Here is a 21,061-nt window from a genome sequence, read left to right as displayed (position 1 = left end):
GGTCCTCCATCCCCCCTCCGGTGCGCCCCGAGCCGCCGCTGCCATCGTCAGGGCATCAGCGAGCAACGGAGGGCGCCCGATGAAGGCACAGTCGACGCCGGGGGCCGTCAAGGCCTCCGACGGGTCCCTCGCCCTGGTCACCGGGGCGACCAGTGGTATCGGCCTGGCCGTCGCGCGCGACCTGGGCGCCCGGGGCCACCGGGTGTTCATCTGCGCACGCACGGAGACGGACGTCAAGCAGACGGTCGAGGACCTGCGGGCCGACGGCATGGAGGTCGAGGGGGCCGCCGCCGACGTACGCAACCGGGCAGAGGTCAAAGGGCTCGTGGCGGCAGCCGTCGCGACCTTCGACAGACCCGTCAGGATCCTGGTCAACAACGCCGGCCGCAGCGGCGGCGGCGCCACCGCCGACCTCACCGACGAACTGTGGGAAGAGGTCATCGACACCAACTTGAACAGCGTCTTCCTGGTCACCCGGGAAGCGCTGACCAACGGCGGCCTCGCCGCCGCCGGCCGCGGCCGGATCGTCAACATCGCCTCCACGGCGGGCAAGCAGGGGGTGCTCCTCGGCGCCCCCTACTCGGCGTCCAAGCACGCCGTGGTCGGTCTCACCAAGGCCCTCGGCAAGGAGCTGGCGCCGCTCGGCATCACCGTCAACGCCGTCTGCCCCGGGTACGTGGAAACGCCGATGGCGGCCCGCGTGCGCGCCGGCTACGCACGGGTGTGGGACACGACCGAGCAGTACGTACAGCAGCAGTTCGAAGCCCAGATACCCTTGGGCCGTTTCTCCACTCCCGAGGAAGTCGCCGGTCTCGTAAGCTACTTGACCACCGACCTGGCGGCGTCCATCACCGCGCAGGCCTTGAACGTCTGCGGCGGACTGGGCCGCTTCTGACCTCTCCGCCCGGCCCGGCCGGTCCCGCTCCTCCCGCCCTGACACGACCACGCGTAGACGCACGCATATGGAACTGAGCTTTGCGGCCATGTCCCGTCTCGCGCCGAGGGACTTGACTGTACTCATGACTTCCACCACCCAGAACATCAGGACCACCCTCGTCATCGGCGGCACCGGCAAGACCGGTCGCCGCGTCGCCGAGAAGCTCTCCGCCCAGGGCCTCCCCGTACGGGTCGGCTCCCGCTCGGGCGAGCCCGCCTTCGACTGGAACGAGCCCGACACCTGGGTGCCCGCGCTGGAGGGCGTCGACCGGGTGTACGTCACCTACTACCCCGACCTCGCCTTCCCGGGCGCCGCCGAGCAGGTCGGCGCGTTCGCCAAGGTGGCCGTCGACAACGGCGCCCGCCGGTTGGTCCTGCTCTCCGGCCGCGGCGAAGAGGCCGCGCAGGCAAGCGAGGACAACCTCAAGGCCTCCGGTGCCGACTGGACGATCGTCCGCTCCAGCTGGTTCAACCAGAACTTCAGCGAGAGCTTCTTCCTGGAGCCGGTCCTGGCCGGCGAGATCGCCCTGCCGACCGCCGACGCCGTGGAGGCGTTCGTCGACGCCGACGACATCGCCGACGTGGTCGTGGCCGCACTGACCGACGACAAGCACATCGGCAAGACCTACGAACTGTCCGGTCCGCGTCTGCTCAGCTACAGCGACGTGGCCGCCGAGCTGTCGAAGGCCACCGGCCGGCAGATCACGTACGTCTCCGTCACCAACGACGAGTACCGCGCGGTGCTCCGCGAGAACGGTCTCCCGGAGGAGTTCGCCGACCTGTTCACCATGATCCTGGACGGTCGCAACGCGCACCTCGTGCACGGGGTCGAGGAGGCTCTGGGCCGCAAGCCCAAGGACTTCGCCGACTTCGCCCGCGAGGCCGCGGCGACCGGGGTCTGGGACGTCTGACCGCGCTGGGCACGCGCCTTCCGCGGGACGGCCGCCTCACACGGCGGCCGCCCCGCGCGGCGCACGCCCCGGGCGCGGAGCACGTACGCACGCCGCACCGACCGGCAGGAGGCCACGATGCCCACGCACCAGCCGCCCTACTCCAGCGAACACGGACTGGACGCCCTCGCGCCGCACTACCACGGATTCGCCCTGATGCACCGGGCGATGCGCCGCGACGCCGCACGACTGCGTGACGCCGCGCCGGCATGGCGGGGCGGCGGCGCCGAGTGGTGGCAGCGCCTGCGCGAGGTCATCGAGTGGCACCACACCAGCGAGGACGACGTGCTGTGGCCCGGACTGCGCCGCCGCGACGCGGACTTCGATGCCCAGGCCCGCGAACTGCACGACGACCACGAGGACCTGGACACGGCCATGGCGGCGGTCACCACCGCCGTCACCCGGGGCGGCGAGGGGCTCGTCCGGGCCGCCCGGGACTTCCAGGAGATCCTGCACGACCACCTGCGCGACGAGGAACGCGTCGTGTTCCCCGTCTTCGACCGGATGGGGGAGCGGGCCTACCTCGCGGAGGAACGCAAGGTGGTGGCCAGTGCTCCCCGGCGCGTGCTGCTGTACCTCCAGCCCTGGATGTTCGACGGAGCGGGCCGCGAGTCCGTCGCGCACGTGTCCGCCACCATCCCGCCGCCGGTCCGGCTGCTCGGCGCGACCCTGCTCCGCAGGCGGTACGAGAACACCTTGAAGGGACTCCGGAAGTGACACGACTGACGACGGGCACGACGGCCCAGTCCGCGACCCTGGTGGCGGCGACCGTGGGCACCGGCCTGATGGCCGGCCTCTACTTCGCCTTCGACATCTCGGTGATCCCGGGACTGGGGCGCGGCGACGACGAGACGTACGTGACCGCGATGCGCAACATTAACGACGCCATCGACAACGGCCTGTTCGGACTGTTGTTCGTGGGCGCGTTCATCGCCACCGGCGTCGCCGCCGCGCAGCAGCAGCGCGGCGGACGCCCCCACGCGGCCCGCTGGGCCTGGACCGCCTTCGCGCTGTACACGCTCTCGCTGGTCGTGACGGCCCTGGTGAACCTGCCGCTGAACGCCCAACTCGCCCGTGCCGGGTCCGACTTCACCGCCGCCCGCGCCGGGTTCGGCACGCGCTGGCGGGCCGGCAACATCGTCCGCACCCTGGCCTGCGCGACGGCCCTGGCCGCCCTGGGCCGGACGCTGGCCCTGCACGGCCGCACCCCGGCCGCGTAGGCCCTGGCCGCCCGTCCCGCCGGACCCGGCACCGGACCGCTCCGGCGTCCCCGTGAACGGCGCCCGCTCTCGCATCCGTCCCCCGCGGGAGAGCGGGCGCTTCACGCGTTCCCGCCCGGCGGGAAACGAGAGAGGATATCCGCATGGACACGCTGACCGGTCTGCTGGAAGGCCCGAAGGCGCGCGGCGCCTTCCTCCTCAAGTCCGTCTTCAACCCGCCCTGGTCGCTGCGCGTGGAGGACCGGGCGCCGCTGTCGGTCATCACGATGGTCCACGGCGACGCCTGGCTGGTGCCGGACCACGGCACCGCGGTACGGATCCGGCCCGGCGACGTGGCCGTGGTGCACGGACCCGAGCCGTACACGGTCGCCGACTCCGTCGGTACGCCGGTCCAGATCACGGTCGGGCCGGAGCAGCGGTGCAGCACCGCGAGCGGCGAGGACGTCACCGAGACCATGGCCCTCGGGGTCCGTACCTGGGGCGATCCGCTCCAGGACGCGGGCTCGGCGGTGATGCTGAGCGGCACCTACCAGGCGCCGAGCGAGATCGGCCGGCGGCTGCTGAGCGTGCTCCCCACGATCCTGGTACGCCCGGCGGAATCGGCGGACCACGCACTCATCACGCTGCTGACGGCGGAGATCTCCCGCGACGAGCCCGGCCAGGAGATCGTCCTGGACCGGCTCCTGGACCTCCTGCTGATCGGGGTCCTGCGCGCCTGGCTCGCGGCCCCCGGCAGTGGCGCCCCGACGTGGTACCGGGCCCAGAGCGACCCGGTGGTCGGACCGGCGCTGCGCCTGCTGCACGAGAACCCGGCGCACGGCTGGACGGTCGAGGAACTCGCGCGCAAGGTCGGCGTGTCCAGGGCGGCCCTGGCCCGCCGCTTCACCGACGTCGTGGGGGAGCCCCCGGTCGCCTACCTCACCGGCTGGCGCATCGCCCTGGCCGCCGACTACTTGCGCGAACCGGAGGCCACGGTGGCGACGGTGGCCCGCCGGGTCGGCTACAGCGGGGCGTTCGCCCTGTCGGCGGCCTTCAAACGGGTGCGCGGAGTCAGCCCGAAGGAGTACCGCGCGGGCATCACCGCGCCCGCCGGCGGGCCCGGCTCGCGTTCGCCCCGCACGGTCGTGCTCGGCGGGCCCGGACCGCGCTGATCCTCAGCCGCGCCGCGCGACCACGGTGAGGACCAGCTCCGGCCCCGCCGACCAGCGGCCGTGGTAGACCGGATCGACGGGTTCGCCCGGCGATGCCGGGACGTCGAGGGTGCAGGTGAACGTGCCCTCGGGGGTGAGGGCCACGGCGGCGTCGCGGAAGCCGAGCCAGACGCCGGTCGCCGGGTACCAGGCCTTGTACGCCGCCTCCTTGGCGCTGAACAGGAGACGGTCCCAGGGGACGCCGGGGTGCGCCGCGGCGAGCTCCCGCAGGTGGGCGCGTTCCGCGGGAGAGGTGACCAGCCCCAGCACGCCCTTCGGGAGCGGGCCCGCGGGCTCCGCGTCGATGCCGAGGGCCGACGTACGGTCGCGGAGGTCCGCCACGGCCGCGCGGTAGCCGTCGCAGTGCGTGATGCTGCCGACCACGCCCGCCGGCCAGGCGGGAGCGCCTCCCGGGCCGGGCAGCAGGGGTGCGGGGGAGTGGCCGAGAGCGGCCAGACAGCGGCGGGCGCAGGCGCGGGCCGTCGCGAACTGGCGGCGACGGCGCGCGAGGCGGCCCTCCATGAGGGCCGCCTCGGCGGGGAAGAGCGGCGCGGGCGCCTCGTCGTCGAAGGCTTCCGACGACGTGACGCCCGGCGGCAGGAGTGCCTCGATCATCGTCCGGCGGTCACCGGGACGCGAGCTCGGCCACGGCGGACACGACCAGCAGGGGCCGCTCCAGCGGGAGCATGTGGCCCGCTCCGGGCACCGGTTCGAACCGGGCCCCCGGCAGGGTGTCGGCCAGCGTCCGCGCCAGCGCGGGATCGATGACCTTGTCCGCCTCACCGTGCAGGACCACCGCCGGCACGGTGACGCCGGCCAGCGCCGGGCGCAGGTCCCAGCCTCGCGTGCAGCGGAAGAACTCCGCCCGGATCCGGGGGTCCGTCGCCGCGAACAGCTGCCGGTTCACGTCCAGCAGGGCCGGGTCCACGGTCTTGGCCATGGTGGACGACAGCAGTTTGCGGCCGAGCGGGGGGCGGCGCAGCGCCCACGAGAAGAGGGCGCTGCCCATCATCTTCACCTCGCCGTCGGGCGTGTCCTGGCCGTGGGCCGCAGCACCCAGCAGCACCAGGCCGCCCAGCCGCCCGTCCCGCCCGCCGCCGGCCGCGTGGGACAGCGCCGCGAAGGCGCCGCCCGAGTGGCCCACCACGACGGCCTCGCGGGCGCCCACCGCGTCCAGCACCGCCCCGAGGTCGTCGCCGAGGCGCTCCACGGAGACGGCGGTGCGTCCGCAGGTGGAGGCGCCGTGGCCCCGCTGGTCGTACAGCACCACGCGGTGACCGGCCCGGATGAGCCGGTCGGCGATGGTGCCCCAGGCGCGGCGGGAATGCGCCCAGCCGTGCACGAGGACCACGTCCACGGCGGCCGGCGTGCCCGCCAGCGGGGCCAGTACCGTGACGGCGAGTTCCGCGCCGTCGTCGGTCCGCACGGTCAGTTCCCGGGTGACTTCGGCGGCCGTGGTCATCGCCGGGCCCCCGCGGTGGAGGACGACAGCAGCCGGCCAAGGGACTCGAAGGCCGCCAAGGTGGCCTTCGAGTGCTCCGCGCCGAGGTCGACGGCCTTGGCCAGTACGCGCAGCCAGCCGTGCGGCCTGCCCGCGAAGTGCATGGACAGCCGGGTGCGGCCGTCCGGCAGCGGTTCGAGGCGGAAGGCCGCCGGCCCGCGGAACGCCCCGTCGACGTATTCCACGTCGAGCCGGCGGCCGCTGTCCACGGCGACCGTGCGCGCCGTGAAACGGAGCTTGAGACCGCCGTTGCCGACGCCCTTGGTGTGGACGGTCACCCCCACCTCGCCGCCGACCCGGTCGGGCGAACCGGAGACCGGGGCGAAGGTGTTGGCCGGGACCCACCAGCGGGCGGCGCCGCGGAACTCCGAGAGGAGCGCTTCCCAGACGGCGGTCTCCGGGGCGTCGATCACCGCCTCGTCGATCAGGTCGTACGTTGTCATGTCGAGCCTCCTCAGGTGCACGGTCGTGCGGAGTTGCGCGCGGGTGTCCGGGGTCGGGGTCAGGCGAAGAAGCCCTGGCCCGGGGTGAAGAGGTTCGCCGGGTCGAACTTCTTCTTCGCGTTGACGAAGCCGGTCCAGCGGTTGCCGAAGTGGGCCCGCCAGTCGGCCTGCGTCATGTGGGGGACGGCGCCGACCAGGTAGCGCTTGGCTCCCATCGACACCGCCAGGTCGTACAGCCGCCGGTTCTGGTCCAGCATGGCCTGGATGTTCGGGTCACCCGGGTTGGGGAACCGCAGCAGGTCGAAGAGGTAGGCCACGGACTCGCCCGGCATCATCGCGAGCGGCCGCTTGACCTGCGAGGTGAGGAACGGGGAGAAGAGCAGGAAACCGCCCCCGAGGGAGTCGGCGGTCAGCTCCTGTTCGACCCGCTTCATGAACGTCTTGGTCTTGGAGGCTGGGAGGAACATGCTCAGCCACGGCTTGGGCGAGTACCAGTGGCCGGACTCCTTGAGGTAGGCCTCGTAGGCGTCGAGCCGGAACATGTACTCCCGGTAGGTCACGTCCTCGATCACCGCGTCGGCCCGGACGTCCTGCAAGCCGCCGAGCAGCTTCGCCCGGTCCGGCGGCGTCGTGCTGTAGGTGGCCCCGACCTCCATCTTGTAGCGCCAGCCCGAGCCGTCCGGCTTCTGCAGCATCTCGCCGGCCTGGACCTGGAAGCGGCCGTCGGCGAGCACCTTCTCGGCGTCCTGGAGGTAGGTCTCCACGTCCGCGTAGTAGAGGGTGAAGATGACCGACCGCTTCGGCGCCGGGACGACGGCGACTTCGGCACGGACGATGATCCCGACCTGACCGCCCCCCGACAGCGCCGCGTTGAACAGCTCCGGACGGGTCGTCGCCGTCGCGGTGACCAGCTTCCCCTCACCGGTGACGATGTCGATGGAGCGCACGGTGTCGCACAGCAGCCCGTACTTGGCCACGGTGCCGCCGATGCCGCCGATGCTGATGGTGCCGCCGATCGACAGGTACAGGTAGTCGGGCAGCGCGGGCGGGGTCTTGCCCACCTGGAGGCACGCGTCGGTCAGCTGGGCCCAGGTGACGCCCGCCTCGACCACCGCGCAGTTCCCGCTGATGGAGATGATCTTCGACATGCTGCGGGCGTCGATGGATATCCCGCCCGGGACGCGGGCCTGGCCGTACACCGAGTGCGACTCGATGTCCGTACCGGAACCGCCCTGCCCGTTGACCGCGACCTTGATGCCGTTCGCCCGGGCGTAGTTCACCATCTTGACGATGTCGTCCACGCTGCCCGGCCGCAGCACGGCCCACGGCTTGTTGCCCGCGTCGTCCCACAGGTGTCCGAAGTCCTTGCCGAAGGACTCGACCACGGAGGGCGACGTCTCCAGCGTGCCGGTCAGCGCCGGCACCGGGACGACGGCCGTACCGGACGTCTCCGCGGCCGTCGCCCAGCTCTGGTCGACGGTGTTCCAGCCCACGACGGCCACGGCGGTCGCCGCGATGCCGCCGAGCACTCTGCGCCGGGAAGGGGCGGCGGCCGTGCCCGTGGCCGTTCTCGGGGTGCTGCTCATCTGCGTACGTCTCCCGTTTCTCATGCCTGCCGGAGTCCTACTGGTGCGTCGCCGGGGCGGCGGTGCGCACCTGTGAAGCGAGCTGGTACTCGCTCAGGTCGAAGCGCTTGGTCTGGCGGCGGAAGCGCCAGGTGTACGTCGGCCAGATGGAGGGGTTGCGCCCGTTCTCGTCGAGGTACCAGCTCTTGCAGTTGCCCGCGTTCCACACCGAACCGTCGAGCTTCGCGTCGAGCGCCTGGTTGTAGGCCTGCTGCGCTTCCTTGCGCACCTCGACGCTGGACAGCCCGCGCTTCTCGGCCTGCTTGAGCGCGTCCACCACGTACTTGATCTGCGCCTCGATCATCACGACCTGCGAGGAGTGCCCCAGGGTGGTGTTCGGACCGAGCAGCATGAACAGGTTCGGGAAGCCGGCGATCGTGGTCCCGCGGTGGGCCGACATGCCCTCGCGCTGCCAGGCCTCGCGCAGTTGTACGCCGTCCCGGCCGAAGACCCGGCGCGCGACCGGGCGGTCGGTGGCCTGGAAACCGGTGCCCAGGATGATGGTGTCGACCTCGCGCTCCACCCCGTCGCGGCCCACGATCGACTTGGCGCGGACCTCCGCGATCCCGTCGGTGACCAGGTCCACGTTGGGCTGCTGGATCGCCGGGTACCAGGTGTTGGAGAACAGCAGCCGCTTGCAGGCCATCACGTAGTCGGGGGTCAGCTTGGCGCGCAGGGCCTCGTCCGGGACCGACTTCTTCAAGTGGTCGCTGGCCATCTTCTGCATCTTCCCCGCGACCTTCGGGCGGGCCATCACGAAGGCCAGGATCTCGCGGCCCCACATGTTGAAGTTGCGCCGGAAGCTCTGGTAGCCGGGCACCGAGCGCAAGAGCTTGGCCTGCAACGCCGTGGTCGCCTTGTCGTTCTTCGGGCCGACCCACGGGGGCGTGCGCTGGTAGAGGTCGAGGCGCTCCACGTCGGGCTGGATCTTCGGTACGAACTGGATCGCCGAGGCGCCCGTACCGATGACGGCGACGCGCCGGCCGGTGAGGTCGTGGTCGTGGTCCCACCGCGAGGAATGGAACACCTTGCCCTCGAAGTCGCTGAGGCCCTTGATGTCGGGGACGGCCGGCTCGCTCAGGTAGCCGGTGCCGGTGACCAGGAACTGGGCGGTGTAGTCGCCCTGAGAGGTCTCGATCCGCCAGTGCCTCTCGCCCTCGTCCCAGCGGGCGGAGAGCAGTTCGTGCGCGAAGCGGATGTGCGGGCGGACCCCGAAGCGGTCGGCCGTGTCGCGCAGGTACGCGTACAGCTCGTCCCGCTTGCCGAAGGTGGACTTCCAGTTCGGGTTCTGGGCGAAGGAGAAGGAGTAGAGGTGGGACATGACGTCGCACGCACAGCCCGGATAGCTGTTGTCGCGCCACGTGCCTCCGACCTCGTCGGCCCGCTCGAACACGAGGAAGTCGTCGATGCCCGACTGCAGCAGCCGGATGGCGGTACCCAGGCCGGAGAACCCGGTACCGATGACCGCGACCCTCAGGTGCCGGGCCGGTCCGCGGCCCCCGGAGGAGGCCTGGGCCGTCGGACGGGCTCCGCCGTCCCTGGCCGGTTCGAGAATGCTCGTCACGTCGGCCTCCTAGCGGCGCGTGAGGGTCACGCGGAAGTTGTTGAAGAACTTGTCTTCGAGCGTGTACGCGAAGATGTCGAGGTAGCGCTCGAAGCGGGCGACGACCTCCTCGCCCTCCATGGCCACGGCCTCGTCCCGGCGCTCGGCGAGCAGCACCAGCCAGGCGCGGCAGGCCATCGCGAACGACTCGCGCTCGTTGACGATCTCGTCGACCTCGAAGAGGCCCTCGGCGCCGGCGGTGAGCTCGTGCAGGTGCGGGATGTGGCACCTGGCGAACTCGGAGCGCTGGAGGAACTTCAAGTCGTCGAGGAGCGCGCGGTTCATCGGCAGGGCTTCGGCGGTCATGGTGTGCAGGACGAACTTCGCCCCGGGGACGAGGGTGTTGGCGACCTGCTGGAAGAAGAAGCGGTAGCGCTTGGTGCGCTCCTTGGGCGGCAGGTTCGAGGAGACGAAGTGCTCCAGCGCGTTGATGCAGAACGCCGCGCCGTACTTCTCGCCGTCGTCGGCGACCGTGTAGTCCGCCCAGCTCTTGACCAGCGTGGTGATGCGCGGGTTGCCCAGCGCGTCGATGAAGGCTTCCTGGGTGCGGGACAGCGTCAGGCCGACGGCCTCCTCGGCGCCGTGCACGGTGGTGAGGCGGTGGAGCATGGTGCCCCAGCCGCAGCCGATGTCCAGCACCCGCTTGACGCCGCCGGCGCGGACGTTCGCGAGGTCGGCGAAGGTGTCGAGCTTGCGCTCCTGGGCCTCGTCCAGCGCGCCGACGAGGTCCTCGCCCTCGTTCCAGTAGCCGCCGGAGTACATCATCGTGGGGCCGAGGAGCAGCCGGTAGAAGTCGTTGCTCACCTCGTAGTGGTGCCTGATCGCATCGACCTCGGGGTCCACCGTCCTGGGGGCGACCGTTGTCATCTGAATCCTCATTCCTGCGAGCGGGAAGGGCGGCTCTGGCCGTCCGTGCCGAATTCCTTCCGAGGAAAACGGATCCCCCGCAAGGCGCACGCAACACGAGCCCGCCCGGTACCCGGTCCGTACCAAAAGGAGGGTGAAAGGGAGGGAAAAGGCGGGGAAAAGGCGAGGGGCGTCCACGGCCCCCGGCATGTTGCGTCTTCCTTGCGGCCGCGGGGCTTTCATCGCTCTCGAAAAGAACGACGCGGCTCCCGGGCCGCACCGTCGAGAGAGGACCGACCCCATGTCGCTGCCCACCATCGAAGAGCTCGCGAGCCAGCTGGAGGCCGTTTCCGGCGCCGCGGAGGTCAGCCCCGACGCCCCGCTCCAGCACATCACGGACGTCGACTCGCTGGACCTCATGGAGTGGCTGTACGGCTTCCAGACCAAGTACCCCCACATCCCGGCCGACGAGACGCTCTTCGCGGACCTCGACGACACGACGACGCTGCGCGACGTCTACGCGAAGATCGTCGATCTCGTCCCGGCCCAGGCATAGCGAGGAATCACGTGACCGGCTTCGACATCACCGGGTGGGGCATGTCCGTACCCGAGCGCATCGTCACCAGCGCGGAACTCGCCGAGCGTTTCGGCGTGGACGAGCACTGGGTCGTCAGCCGCTGCGGCATCCGTGAGCGGCGGGCCGTTGACCCGGGGCAGACCACCGTCTCCCTGGCCGTCGAGGCCGGCCGGCGCGCTCTGGACAAGGCGGGCCTGACCGGCGCCGACATCGCCCACCTGATCGTCGCCACGGCGACGCCCGAGCAGCCGTCCCCGGCGACGTCCGCGTTCGTCCACCACGAACTCGGCATCGCCGGCAGCGCCCACGACGTGAACTCCGAGTGCGCGGGCTTCGTGTACGGGCTCGTCTCCGCGATGGCGCTCATCGCGATCGACCCCCGGCCGATCCTGCTGATCGGCTCCGACACCCACACCCTGACCGCCAACCCCGCCGACCGGGACCTGTCCATCCTCGTCGGCGACGGCGCGGGCGCCGTCGTCCTCCAGCCCGGCCCCGAGAACCGGGTCAAGGCCTGGAACCTGGGCGCCGACGGCTCCTGCACCGGCTCCTTGAAGGTGCTCGCGGGCGGCAGCCGGATGCCCGCCACCGCCGAGACCGTGGCGGCGGGACTGCACTACGCGCAGATCAACGGCAACGAGATCTACCTCAACGCCGTCCGCTACACCGTCCGCACGGTGCGCGAGACGCTGGAGAGCGCGAAGGTGGACGCGGCCGACGTGGACCACGTCGTACCGCACCAGGCCAACATCCGCATCATCAACTCGATCATGTCCCACACCGGACTGCGGCCGGAAGCGCTGATCACCAATCTGGAGAAGTACGGCAACACGGCCTCGGGTTCGATCCCGATCGCGCTGACCGAAGCCCTCGACGCGGGACGCATCAAGGCCGGGGACACGGTCCTGCTGGCCGGGTTCGGCGCCGGCATGACATGGGGCTCGATCCTGATGGAATGGGGCGGAAGGGCGGCATGAGCAACAAGAGCACGGGCGTACGGCCCGAGGCGCCGGTCGCGCTGGTCACCGGCGCCTCGGGCGGCCTCGGCCAGGCCCTGGCGCTGGAACTGGACGCGCTCGGCTGCCGGGTCGCCGTCCACTACAACAGTTCGCGGGACGCGGCGCTTGCGGTGCAGGAGAAACTGACCAACCCGTCCGTTCTGGTCACCGGCGACGTCGGCTCCTGGGAGACGGTCCAGGGGATCTACGCCGAGATCACCGGGGCGCTGGGACCGGTGGACGTCCTCGTCAACAACGGGGCCATCCGCAAGGACAGCCTGATGGCGATGCAGAACCCCGCGGACTGGGCACAGGTCATCCAGACCAATCTGATCGGGTCCTTCCACACGGCCCGGGCCGCGGTCCCGGCCATGCTGCGCCAGAGGTGGGGCCGGATCGTCAACATCGTCTCGCCGTCGGGCATCATCGCCACCGCCGGCCAGACGGCGTACTCGGCGTCCAAGGCGGGCCTGATCGGCTTCACCCGCACCCTCGCGGCCGAATGCGGCCGCCGGGGCGTGACCGTCAACGCGCTGTCCCCCGGATTCATGATCACCGGTATGACGAAGGACCTTCCGGAACGGGTCATCGAGGGCATGGAGGGCAAGGCGCCCATCCCGCGCTTCGTCACGGTCGAGGAGGTCGCCCGCAGCGCCGGCCTCTTCCTGGACCAGGACTGCATGACGGGCCAGGTCATCAGCATCGACAGCGGAGTCTCCATCACCTGACGCGTGCGCGTCCTGCCGTCCCGGACACCAGCCCCGGCCCCCTGTCCCAGGGGGCCGGGGCCGCTCGGGTTGCCCCGGCGGGCCCGGTGTGCCCCGGCGTTCCGGCGTGCCCACGGGCACGCCGGAACGCCGTACCGCGGCCGGCCGGCCGCGGTACGGCGTTCGGGGAGGGCCTACGCGGCGGGAGAAGCGGCGGGGGACTGGGCCGCGCCGTGCCCGCGATGGGTGGCGCAACCGCGCCCGAGGGTGCACGGCCGCGGGCCCGAAACGGTCCGGCCGACCTCGAACACCCCCATCAGGAACGGGTCCAGGACTGCGGAAGGACGCTGCGGCGCGCGGGGCTGCGGCGTACGCAGGATCTCCAGGTACGCGGCCTCCGTCTCCGGCGCCGGATCCGTGCCCAGCTCCTCCGCCAGGACCCGGCGCAGCTGGTGGTAACTGCGCAGCGCCTCGGCCCGGTTGCCGGCGCGCTTGTGCGCCGTCATCCGGCACCGGTACGCGCTCTCCCGGAACGGGGCCCGCCGCACCGCCTCCTCCGCGTAGCGCAGGGCGTGGTGCTCGTCACCGAGCGCGGAGGACGAAAGGCTCGCCAGCTCCAATGCCGTCAGGCGCAGTTCCTCCAGTTGCTCGCGCATCGCGTTGACCCACTCGCCCTCGTGCGAGGGCAGGAAGGACCCGCGCAGGTTCGACACCGCGCCCGACGCCAGCTGCTGCGCCACCGCGAACGCGCCCTCCGCGAACGCGGAGGTCGCCTCCGTCACCGCGAGCTCCGCGCACTCCACGTCCACTGCCGCGTCCTTGGGCACGCGCAGCACGTACCGCCCGCCCTGCGCCACCAATGCGGCCTCACCGGGCTCGTCCTGAGGCATCGTCACGAACGTCCGCACCCGGCTGACGACACTGCGCAGCGCGGAGGCCCACGTGTCGGGCAACCCCTCCGGCCACACGGTTTCCGCCAGCTGGTCCCGCTCCGTACCGCCCGCCCGCTCGATGACCAGCCGAGCGAACGCCACCTGTGCCTGTGCGCCGGAGAGATGCCGCGAGGGCGCTCCCGACGGCTCGATCGTGACAAGTCCTACGAGTCTGATCAGCACTGTGTACCCTCCGAAACTGCCGGGATACCGGCCGTGTCCCCCTGGTCTTGTGCGCTGCGAACATACACGCGCCACTTCTCCGCATGTCAACAACAAATGGGGAACGCACGGAGTCGGGATTCGCTTTCGTCCTTTTCGCGTCCCGCTGTTGCGTCGCTCTTGCGCCCCGCAGGTGTTAATCGAATTCCACTAGAGCTCGTCCGGAACGACGGCAGGGCGCCGATGGAGTTCCGTGTCCGCCGGGCGATCACGACGAGGAGATGAACGTGAACGCAACCGAAGCCTGGGCCCGTCTGGAGCCGAAGCTGGCCTACTTCCGCGACCGCGTCCGGTCCTTGGAGTACGAGCCCGTCCGCAAGAACAGCTTCGTCGCCTACACCGTCGAGCGGGATTCCGCGTACGCCGACCAGGACGGCCAGCGCCTGCTGATGATGTCCGGCTACAGCTACCTCGGCCTCGCCGGGGACGAGCGCGTCGTCGCGGCGGCCAAGGCCGCCCTGGACCTCTACGGAACCGGCAACCACGGGGTGCGCGCCCTGGCGGGCTCGACCCCGCTGCACGAGGACCTGGAAGCCGAGGTCGCCCGGTTCGCCGGCCGCGAACGCGCCCTGGTGTTCGGCTCCGGCTACGCGGCGAACGTGGGCACCGTCGGCGCCCTCGTGGGACCGGGCGACACCGTCTTCATCGACAAGTACGACCACGCCAGCATCGTCGACGGCTGCAAGCTCTCCGGTGCCACGGTCACCCGGTTCCGCCACAACGACCCCGGCCACCTGGACCGCCGCCTGGCCGCCGCCCCCGACACCGGGGTGCGCCTGGTCATCGTCGACAGCGTCTACTCCATGGACGGCGACATCGCCCCCCTCGTGGACCTGCGCAAGGTCTGCGACGCCCACAACGCGCTGCTGATGGTCGACGAGGCCCACGCCCTCGGAGTCATCGGCGCCACCGGCAAGGGCATCGAGGAGCACTTCGACTACGAGGTGAAGGTCGACGTCAAACTCGGCACCCTCTCCAAGGCCATCCCCTCCATGGGCGGCTGGGTCGCCGGCTCCGCCGACCTGATCCACCACCTCAAGTACGCGGCCCGGCCCTTCCTCTTCTCCGCGGCCCTCGGCCCGGCCCAGGCCGCCGCCGCGCTGGAGGCCCTGCGCATCCTCCAGCGGGAGCCGGAACGCGTCGAGTTCGTGCAGCGCGAAGCCGAACGCTTCCGCGGACTGCTCCACGCGGCGGGCATGAGCACGGTCGACAGCGAGACCGCCGTCGTCCCGATCATCGCCGGCTCCGACACCGCCGCCTACGACTACGCGACCACCTGCCGCAAGAACGGCGTCATCGGCCTGCCCGTCGTCACCCCGGCCGTCCCCAACGACCTGGCCCGGCTGCGGATCGCCATCACCGCAGCCCACACGACGGCCGACATCGACTTCGCCGCCGACGCGTTCATCACCTCCGCCCGCGAGTGCCGGATCATCTGACCGCCCTCCCGCGCGCCACTTCGTCCCACCACCTCACTCCAGGGGGAGCACAGATGCCCGGATCGTCCAGGGGCAGTTCGGTACGGCCGGCGGTCGCCATCACCGGTATGGGCGTGGTCACCCCCGGCGGATGCAGCCCGGACGACCTGTGGGCCACACTGCGGGCCGGCCGCTCCACCGCGGCCGAGCTGACGCACATCGACCTCAGCCGGCACCGGGTACGGATCGGCTGCCGCGTCCGGGGACTCGACGGACTCGCCGGGCTGCTCCCCGCGAAGGACGCCCGCCGGATGGACCCCTTCGCCCACTACGGCACCCTGGCCGCCCTCGCCGCCCACCGCGACGCGGGCGCACCCGCCGCCGAAGCCGGCCGGACCGCCATCGTCGTCGGCAACGCCGTCGGCGGACGCGCCACCAGCGACCTGGAGTCGGCGCACTACGGCGAGAGCGGCCCCGCCGGGGTCAACCCGCTGATGCCGCTGATGACGATGCCCAACGCCGCCGCCGCCCAGATCGCCATGCGGCTCGGCTGGACGGGCCCCGCCCTCACGCTGGCCAACACCTGTGCCAGTGGCGCCGACGCCATCGGCCACGCCCTGCTGCTGCTCCAGACCGGCCGCGCCGACCTCGTCCTCGCCGGGGGCTGCGAGCACACCCTCACCCCCGTCACCCTGGCCGGCTTCGGCAACCTCAACGCCGTCTCGCTGCGCAACGACCGGCCCGAAAGGGCCTCCCGGCCCTTCGACAAGGACCGCGACGGGTTCGTGATGGGGGAGGGCGCCGGATTCGTCGTCCTGGAACGGCTCGACGACGCCAAAGCGCGCGGCGCGAAGACGTACGGGCTCGTCGCCGGGTACGCGGCCACCGCCGACGCCCACCACCTCGCGATGCCGCTCCCCGACGGGGCGGGCGCCGCGGCGGCCATGGCCTCGGCCATCGCCGACGCGGACCTGGACCCCGGCGACATCGTCCACGTCAACGCGCACGGCACCTCCACGCCCCACAACGACCGCGCCGAGGCCGCCGCCCTCACCAAGGTGTTCGGCACCGCCCAACCGCCGGTCACCGCCCCCAAGTCCGTCATCGGGCACCTCATCGGCGCCGCCGGAGCCGTCGAACTCATCGCCACGGTGCAAGCCATGCGGCGCTGCGAGGTGCCGCCCACCGCCAACCACGAAGAGCTGGAGCCAGGAATGGACATCGATGTGGTCCACGGCGCACCCCGCGCCGTGCGGCTGGGACCCGCACTCAGCAACTCCTTCGGGTTCGGCGGCCACAACTCCTCCGTCGTGGTGGTGCCGGCATGACCTCGGCACCCCCTTCACCGCTCCTGCCCCCGCCGGTCCGCACCCTGACGGTCGGCGAGGCCCAGATCACCGCCTACCGCGCCGCCGCCCGGCCCGGTCTGGCGCCCGCGGAACCCGGCCAGGCCTCGCCCGTCCACGCCTTCGTGCTCGCCCACGCCGTCGCCGAGGACACCGTCGCCGCCCTGACGGCCGGCGAAGCGGGCCCGGTCTCCGTGGTCCACCTCGGCCAGGACATCCGCCTGCTGCGGCCGGTCCGCCCCGGCGAACGGGTCACCGTACGGCTCGACCTGCTCGGCGTACGCAAGGAGCCGCGCGGCGCCCGCATCGCCCTGCGCGTGCGCCTGTACGGGCAGGACGGGCCTGAGCCGTTCGCGGAACTGGTCATCTCCGCCCTGCTCGTCGGCGCCACCGCGCTGGAGCCGTTCGGCGACATCACGGGCGCTGCCGCCGCACCGGCCCCGCTCGGCGCGGGCGAGCCGCAGACCGCGACGCACGAACCGACCGCCGACTGGATCAGTGCGTACGCCCACGCCTCCGGCGACCTGAACCCCATCCACCTGGACGCGGCGGCGGCCCGCGAGGCCGGCTTCGAGACCGTCATCGCCCACGGCATGGGCGTCGTCGCGCTGGCCGTCGAGGAGGCGGTGGACCGTTTCGCGGGCGGCGACGCGGCGCGGGTCCGCGGTCTCGGCTGCCGTTTCTCGGCCCCCGTGCTCCCCGGCGTCCCGCTGGAGATCGTGTTGCAGCCCGACGCCCGGGCCCACGTCGTCCGCTTCACCTGCAAGACGCAGGCGGGCGTCGCCGTCAAGGGCGGCTGGATCGAGTTCGCCCGAGGGGGAGCCGATGCCTGAGGCGCCCGTGGTCCCCGAGGCACTGACCGACGGCTTCCTGCGGCAGGTGCGCGAGCGGCCCGACGCCACCGCCCTGCTCTTCAACGGGGAGGCGACCGGCTACCGCGAGCTGTACGAACGGGCCGGACGGGAACAGGAGCGCCTGGCCGGGCTGCCCCTGGCCCCCGGCGAGCCGGTGGGTGTCCTCGCCGACAAGTCCCCGGCGGCGGTGGCCCTCGTACTGGCCTGCCTGCTCAGCCGGATACCCGTGCTGCTGCCCTCCCCGGCCCTCGCCGACAGCCTGCTCGCGGACCTCTTCGCCCAGGCCGGCTGCGTCCACGTCCTCGCGCCGGGCGGCGCCGGCGCCCGCGTCGCGCCCAACCCGCTGACCGGGGCGAGACCGCTGCCGCCCGAGGAGGCGGCGGAGGTGGCGCTGATGCTGACCACCTCCGGATCCACCAGCCTCCCGAAGATCGTCCCGCTCGGCCGGGAGGCGCTGGACCGCTTCGGAGCGTGGGCCGGCCCCGCGTTCGGCATCGGCCCCGGCCGGACCGTCCTCAACTACGCGCCCCTCAACTTCGACCTCTGCCTGCTGGACGTGTGGACCACCCTCGCGCGCGGCGGCCGGGTCGTCCTGGTGGATCCCGCCCGCGCCACCCACGGCGGCCACCTGCTCGACCTGATCGTCCGGCACGACGTCCACGTGGTCCAGGCCGTCCCGATGGCACTCGGTCTGCTCCAGGACGCGGCCGCCAAGGAGGGTGCCACCTTTCCGGGCGTCGACCACGTGATGTTCACCGGCGACGCCCTGCCCGACCGCACCTACGCCGCGCTGCCCGCCCTCTTCCCCGGGGCGCGCATCCACAACATCTACGGCTGTACGGAGACCAACGACAGCTTCGTCCACGAGGTCGACCCGGCGGCGCCGCCCCCGGTGCCGATCGGCCGCCCGCTGCCCGGCGTGCATGCCCTCCTCGTCGACCCCGAGACGAACACCGTCGTCGAAGGGGCCGGCACCGGCGAGCTGTTCGTCCACACGCCCTTCCAGACGCGCGGCTACCTCGACCGGTCCCGGCACGCCGACAAGTTCACCGCCCACCCGCTCGGCCTGGACGAGCGCCGCTGGTTCCGCAGCGGCGACCTCGTACGCCGCGACGCGCAGGGAACCCTGCACCTGACCGGACGCACCGACTTCCAGGTCAAGGTGCGCGGCGTCGCCGTCAACACCGCCGAGGTCGAACGGGTGCTCCAGGAGCACCCCGGCGTACTGGAGGCGGGCGTCGCGGCCCGGCCCGACCCGATCGCGGGCAAGAAGCTCGTCGCCGCCGCCCGACGGGTCCCCGGCTCCACGCTGACCGTCCTGGAACTGCGCGGGCACTGCGCCCGCAACCTGCCCCGGGGCGCCGTCCCCACCCAGCTCACGCTCACCGACGAGCCGCTGCCCAAAACGGCCACGGGGAAGGTCGACCGCAAGGCGCTCGACCGGATCACCCCGCTCACCGCCCTCACCACCACGTCTCCCGCCGAAGGATCCCGATCATGAGCAACATCGACACCATCAAGAACTTCGTCATCAGCGAATTCCTCCCCGGCACCGCCCCCGCCGAACTCGCCGCCGACCACGACCTCCTCAACGACGGGGTCATCGACAGCCTGGGCGTCCTCAAGCTGATCGCCTGGGTCGAGGACCGCTTCGAACTCGCCGTCGGGGACGCCGACCTCGACCCCGAGAACTTCCGCAGCGTCGAGGCCATCGACCACTTCATCACCCACGCCCGCGCCGCGGCCTGACCCGTTCACCGAAGCACCCACGCGCAAGGAAGGAGGAACCGTGCACGAGGCACTCGCCGGCCTGCTGGAACGCAAGGCCCCGATCGGCCGCGAGACATGGCGGTCCTGGTGGGACGAACTCGGCGCCGGCGGTCTCGACCGCGCGCAGGCCGTCGGCCTGCTGTCCTCGCTGACCAGCCGGCTCCCCGGCCACGACACCCTGCGGCACCTGCTGGACTCCCTCGCGGAGCGCAGGCCGCCGGCCAGGGCGGGCGGCCCCTGGCAGGACACCGTGAACGTCGTCGGCACCGGCGGCGGTCCCGCGACCTTCAACGTCTCCACCGCCGCGGCGTTCGTCGCCGCGGCGGCCGGGGTGAAGGTGGTCAAGACCGGCTCCCGCGCCTACACCAGCGCGCTCGGCTCCGTCGACCTGCTGGAGCGGCTCGGGGTGCGGCTGACGTCCTCCTACACCCAGACCGAGGACGTCCTCGCGGAGTACGGGATCGCCTTCGCGGGCCCCTTCGTCTACCCGGCGCAGCTGACCCGCCTCGCGCGGACCGTGGCCCCGCTGGCCATGAAACCGTTCGGGCGGTTCCTGAACGCGCTCGGGCCGTTCCTCGCCGACCTGCCGGTGACGGCCCAGGTCACCGGCGTCAGCGCGGCCGCGCCCCTCGACACCCTTCGCGAACTGGCCGCCACGACGACCACCCGGCGGATCTGGCTCACCGCCAACCACACCGGCGCCGACGAGCTGCTGCCCTTCGCCGTCAACACCGTCTACGGGGACCGGTCGGCCACCCGCGTCATCCGACCGGGCGAACTCGTCCCGGGTGAGGGCTCCTTCGAGGACCTGCGCCCCGTGAGCGACCCGGCCGGGGCCGTCCCGCACTTCCTGTCCGTCCTCGCCGGCGACGCGGGCCCGGTGGCCCGGCGCACGGTCGCCCTCGGCGCGGCCGCCCTGATCGTCGCGGCGGCCCCCGGCCGCAGCTGGCCCTCGGCGGTGGCCCTCGCCGACGGGGCGATCGGCTCCGGCACGGCCGCAGACCTCGCGGGGCGCCTCGCGGCCGGGTCCCCGCGCGCGGCGGTGGCCCGTGTCTAGCACCCCGGCCCCCACCGCGGCGCCCTTCTTCCCCGGCCGGCGGGCCCCCGGCGGCGCCCCGGGACTCGCCCTGTTCCTGAATGCGGGAGACCCGCCGCTCCCGGTCCTGCGCGACCTCGTCCTGATGCTGGACGAGGAGCGCGTGGACTGCCTCGAACTGGCCGTGCCCTTCCCGGACTCGGTCACCGACGGCCCCGTCATCCGGCGCTCCGCGAGCCGGGCCCTGGAGCGGGGCGGGGCCGCCCTGGACGACGTCCTCGCCTTCGTCGCGGACGTACGTCCCCACCTGACGCACACACGGATCGCCCTGCTCACCGACTGGAGGTACTCCCTGGGGCACCGTGACCCGGCCGCCGCCACCCGTGACATCGCCGCGTCGGGGGCGGACGCGCTGCTCGTCCACGCGCTGCCGCCCAGGCTGCGCGCGACGTACCTGGAGTCGGCCGCGGCGGCCGCGCTCCCGGTCGTCACCACCTGTTACGCCTCCAGCCCGGACGCGACCCGCGCCCGGGCCGCCGCGGACGCCACCGCCTACCTGTACCTCGTCGCCCACTACGGGCGCAGCGGTACCGCGCCGGCCGCCGGGCACGGCGCGCTCGCGCGGACGGTCGCGCAGCTGCGGGAGCACACCGCGGCCCCGGTCGCAGTCGGCTTCGGGGTCAGCACCCGCCAGGACGTCGAAGCGGTGGGCGCGAGCGGCGCGGACGCCGCCGTCATCGGCTCCGCCGCCGTGGCCGCCGTGGAGCGGGCGCAGCAGGACGGGCGTGATCTGCCCGGCGCCTTCCGGGAGTTCGTCCGCTCGGTACGGCCCGCGTAAGCACCGGTCGTACCCGGTGCCGGACCGGCACGGCAAAGACCCCTCCCTC

22 protein-coding genes are annotated in these 21,061 nt (G+C 72.4%); 15 read left to right on the top strand and 7 right to left on the bottom strand.

Going from position 1 to position 21,061, the window contains the following annotated elements; all coding sequences use genetic code 11:
* The first annotated feature begins 79 nt into the window (after positions 1-79).
* The 5 genes from OHA81_RS03660 (at position 80) to OHA81_RS03640 (ending at position 4,257) form a co-directional block, all read left to right on the top strand.
* Positions 80-895 (top strand): SDR family NAD(P)-dependent oxidoreductase, encoded by an 816-nt coding sequence (locus OHA81_RS03660; RefSeq protein ID WP_329192692.1) that lies wholly within the window; start codon positions 80-82, stop codon positions 893-895.
* Between the two features lie 124 nt (positions 896-1,019).
* Positions 1,020-1,847, top strand: a complete 828-nt coding sequence (locus OHA81_RS03655) for an NAD(P)H-binding protein (RefSeq protein WP_329192690.1) — start codon at positions 1,020-1,022, stop codon at positions 1,845-1,847.
* 117 nt (positions 1,848-1,964) lie between these two features.
* Positions 1,965-2,603: a hemerythrin domain-containing protein gene (locus OHA81_RS03650; RefSeq protein WP_329192688.1), complete on the top strand. Its 639-nt coding sequence runs from the start codon at positions 1,965-1,967 to the stop codon at positions 2,601-2,603.
* Positions 2,600-3,106 carry an anthrone oxygenase family protein gene (locus OHA81_RS03645; protein ID WP_329192686.1) on the top strand — a complete coding sequence of 169 codons (507 nt, stop codon included), beginning with the start codon at positions 2,600-2,602 and terminating at the stop codon, positions 3,104-3,106. Before OHA81_RS03650 ends, OHA81_RS03645 begins: the two co-directional genes overlap by 4 nt.
* A gap of 143 nt (positions 3,107-3,249) precedes the next feature.
* A complete protein-coding gene (locus tag OHA81_RS03640) occupies positions 3,250-4,257 on the top strand; it encodes an AraC family transcriptional regulator (protein ID WP_329192685.1) in 1,008 nt (335 codons plus the stop codon).
* 3 nt (positions 4,258-4,260) lie between these two features.
* Here the strand turns inward: OHA81_RS03640 and OHA81_RS03635 are convergent, their stop codons facing one another.
* The 6 genes from OHA81_RS03635 to OHA81_RS03610 are packed head-to-tail and all read right to left on the bottom strand — an operon-like array spanning position 4,261 to position 10,335.
* Complete coding sequence (locus OHA81_RS03635; protein WP_329192683.1) at positions 4,261-4,911, bottom strand: 4'-phosphopantetheinyl transferase family protein; 651 nt, start codon at positions 4,909-4,911, stop codon at positions 4,261-4,263.
* A gap of 10 nt (positions 4,912-4,921) precedes the next feature.
* Positions 4,922-5,758, bottom strand: a complete 837-nt coding sequence (locus OHA81_RS03630) for an alpha/beta fold hydrolase (RefSeq protein WP_329192681.1) — start codon at positions 5,756-5,758, stop codon at positions 4,922-4,924.
* The gene (locus tag OHA81_RS03625) at positions 5,755-6,240 is read right to left on the bottom strand and encodes an SRPBCC family protein (RefSeq protein WP_329192679.1); all 486 of its coding nucleotides are present in this window, start codon (positions 6,238-6,240) and stop codon (positions 5,755-5,757) included. Before OHA81_RS03625 ends, OHA81_RS03630 begins: the two co-directional genes overlap by 4 nt.
* A 59-nt stretch (positions 6,241-6,299) precedes the next feature.
* Positions 6,300-7,826, bottom strand: coding sequence for an FAD-binding protein (locus OHA81_RS03620; protein ID WP_329192677.1), 1,527 nt, complete (start codon positions 7,824-7,826; stop codon positions 6,300-6,302).
* A 37-nt stretch (positions 7,827-7,863) separates the two neighbouring features.
* The gene (locus tag OHA81_RS03615; RefSeq protein WP_329192675.1) at positions 7,864-9,429 is read right to left on the bottom strand and encodes a flavin-containing monooxygenase; all 1,566 of its coding nucleotides are present in this window, start codon (positions 9,427-9,429) and stop codon (positions 7,864-7,866) included.
* A 9-nt stretch (positions 9,430-9,438) separates the two neighbouring features.
* On the bottom strand, positions 9,439-10,335 hold the full coding sequence (locus tag OHA81_RS03610; protein ID WP_329192673.1) for a class I SAM-dependent methyltransferase: 897 nt from the start codon (positions 10,333-10,335) through the stop codon (positions 9,439-9,441).
* A gap of 280 nt (positions 10,336-10,615) precedes the next feature.
* On the opposite strand from OHA81_RS03610, the gene OHA81_RS03605 reads away from it, so the two are divergent.
* The 3 genes from OHA81_RS03605 to OHA81_RS03595 are packed head-to-tail and all read left to right on the top strand — an operon-like array spanning position 10,616 to position 12,617.
* The gene (locus OHA81_RS03605) at positions 10,616-10,870 is read left to right on the top strand and encodes a hypothetical protein (RefSeq protein WP_190183911.1); all 255 of its coding nucleotides are present in this window, start codon (positions 10,616-10,618) and stop codon (positions 10,868-10,870) included.
* Between the two features lie 11 nt (positions 10,871-10,881).
* Positions 10,882-11,868, top strand: coding sequence for a 3-oxoacyl-ACP synthase III family protein (locus OHA81_RS03600; RefSeq protein WP_329192668.1), 987 nt, complete (start codon positions 10,882-10,884; stop codon positions 11,866-11,868).
* Positions 11,865-12,617 (top strand): SDR family NAD(P)-dependent oxidoreductase, encoded by a 753-nt coding sequence (locus tag OHA81_RS03595; protein ID WP_329192666.1) that lies wholly within the window; start codon positions 11,865-11,867, stop codon positions 12,615-12,617. Before OHA81_RS03600 ends, OHA81_RS03595 begins: the two co-directional genes overlap by 4 nt.
* A 173-nt stretch (positions 12,618-12,790) precedes the next feature.
* On the opposite strand, the gene OHA81_RS03590 is transcribed toward OHA81_RS03595, so the two are convergent.
* A complete protein-coding gene (locus tag OHA81_RS03590; protein ID WP_329192664.1) occupies positions 12,791-13,630 on the bottom strand; it encodes an AfsR/SARP family transcriptional regulator in 840 nt (279 codons plus the stop codon).
* A 341-nt stretch (positions 13,631-13,971) separates the two neighbouring features.
* On the opposite strand from OHA81_RS03590, the gene OHA81_RS03585 reads away from it, so the two are divergent.
* From OHA81_RS03585 to trpA, 7 genes are read left to right on the top strand one after another with little or no spacing between them, the layout of a single operon-like run.
* Positions 13,972-15,189, top strand: coding sequence for an aminotransferase class I/II-fold pyridoxal phosphate-dependent enzyme (locus tag OHA81_RS03585; RefSeq protein ID WP_329192661.1), 1,218 nt, complete (start codon positions 13,972-13,974; stop codon positions 15,187-15,189).
* 53 nt (positions 15,190-15,242) lie between these two features.
* On the top strand, positions 15,243-16,496 hold the full coding sequence (locus OHA81_RS03580) for a beta-ketoacyl-[acyl-carrier-protein] synthase family protein (protein ID WP_329192659.1): 1,254 nt from the start codon (positions 15,243-15,245) through the stop codon (positions 16,494-16,496).
* A complete protein-coding gene (locus OHA81_RS03575) occupies positions 16,493-17,347 on the top strand; it encodes a MaoC/PaaZ C-terminal domain-containing protein (protein ID WP_329192657.1) in 855 nt (284 codons plus the stop codon). The genes OHA81_RS03580 and OHA81_RS03575 overlap by 4 nt, the downstream gene beginning before the upstream one ends.
* Complete coding sequence (locus OHA81_RS03570) at positions 17,340-18,869, top strand: AMP-binding protein (protein ID WP_329192655.1); 1,530 nt, start codon at positions 17,340-17,342, stop codon at positions 18,867-18,869. The genes OHA81_RS03575 and OHA81_RS03570 overlap by 8 nt, the downstream gene beginning before the upstream one ends.
* Positions 18,866-19,117, top strand: a complete 252-nt coding sequence (locus OHA81_RS03565; RefSeq protein WP_329192653.1) for an acyl carrier protein — start codon at positions 18,866-18,868, stop codon at positions 19,115-19,117. Before OHA81_RS03570 ends, OHA81_RS03565 begins: the two co-directional genes overlap by 4 nt.
* Before the next feature lie 40 nt (positions 19,118-19,157).
* Positions 19,158-20,195 (top strand): hypothetical protein, encoded by a 1,038-nt coding sequence (locus tag OHA81_RS03560; protein WP_329192652.1) that lies wholly within the window; start codon positions 19,158-19,160, stop codon positions 20,193-20,195.
* On the top strand, positions 20,188-21,012 hold the full coding sequence (trpA, locus tag OHA81_RS03555) for a tryptophan synthase subunit alpha (protein ID WP_329192650.1): 825 nt from the start codon (positions 20,188-20,190) through the stop codon (positions 21,010-21,012). Before OHA81_RS03560 ends, trpA begins: the two co-directional genes overlap by 8 nt.
* The last annotated feature ends 49 nt before the right edge of the window (positions 21,013-21,061 follow it).

This window comes from Streptomyces sp. NBC_00667, from assembly GCF_036226825.1.
GTDB lineage: Bacteria > Actinomycetota > Actinomycetes > Streptomycetales > Streptomycetaceae > Streptomyces.
This window is presented reverse-complemented; position numbering and strand designations above follow the sequence as displayed.

Excerpts from the sequence above, each read along its gene's own strand:
- OHA81_RS03595 (WP_329192666.1), top strand. The coding sequence starts at position 11,865 with ATGAGCAACAAGAGCACGGGCGTACGGCCCGAGGCGCCGGTCGCGCTG.
- OHA81_RS03575 (WP_329192657.1), top strand. The coding sequence starts at position 16,493 with ATGACCTCGGCACCCCCTTCACCGCTCCTGCCCCCGCCGGTCCGCACC.
- OHA81_RS03650 (WP_329192688.1), top strand. The coding sequence starts at position 1,965 with ATGCCCACGCACCAGCCGCCCTACTCCAGCGAACACGGACTGGACGCC.
- OHA81_RS03620 (WP_329192677.1), bottom strand. The coding sequence starts at position 7,826 with ATGAGCAGCACCCCGAGAACGGCCACGGGCACGGCCGCCGCCCCTTCC.
- OHA81_RS03630 (WP_329192681.1), bottom strand. The coding sequence starts at position 5,758 with ATGACCACGGCCGCCGAAGTCACCCGGGAACTGACCGTGCGGACCGAC.
- OHA81_RS03660 (WP_329192692.1), top strand. The coding sequence starts at position 80 with ATGAAGGCACAGTCGACGCCGGGGGCCGTCAAGGCCTCCGACGGGTCC.
- OHA81_RS03635 (WP_329192683.1), bottom strand. The coding sequence starts at position 4,911 with ATGATCGAGGCACTCCTGCCGCCGGGCGTCACGTCGTCGGAAGCCTTC.
- OHA81_RS03565 (WP_329192653.1), top strand. The coding sequence starts at position 18,866 with ATGAGCAACATCGACACCATCAAGAACTTCGTCATCAGCGAATTCCTC.
- OHA81_RS03580 (WP_329192659.1), top strand. The coding sequence starts at position 15,243 with ATGCCCGGATCGTCCAGGGGCAGTTCGGTACGGCCGGCGGTCGCCATC.
- OHA81_RS03585 (WP_329192661.1), top strand. The coding sequence starts at position 13,972 with ATGAACGTGAACGCAACCGAAGCCTGGGCCCGTCTGGAGCCGAAGCTG.
- OHA81_RS03655 (WP_329192690.1), top strand. The coding sequence starts at position 1,020 with ATGACTTCCACCACCCAGAACATCAGGACCACCCTCGTCATCGGCGGC.
- OHA81_RS03605 (WP_190183911.1), top strand. The coding sequence starts at position 10,616 with ATGTCGCTGCCCACCATCGAAGAGCTCGCGAGCCAGCTGGAGGCCGTT.
- OHA81_RS03640 (WP_329192685.1), top strand. The coding sequence starts at position 3,250 with ATGGACACGCTGACCGGTCTGCTGGAAGGCCCGAAGGCGCGCGGCGCC.
- OHA81_RS03610 (WP_329192673.1), bottom strand. The coding sequence starts at position 10,335 with ATGACAACGGTCGCCCCCAGGACGGTGGACCCCGAGGTCGATGCGATC.
- OHA81_RS03625 (WP_329192679.1), bottom strand. The coding sequence starts at position 6,240 with ATGACAACGTACGACCTGATCGACGAGGCGGTGATCGACGCCCCGGAG.
- OHA81_RS03570 (WP_329192655.1), top strand. The coding sequence starts at position 17,340 with ATGCCTGAGGCGCCCGTGGTCCCCGAGGCACTGACCGACGGCTTCCTG.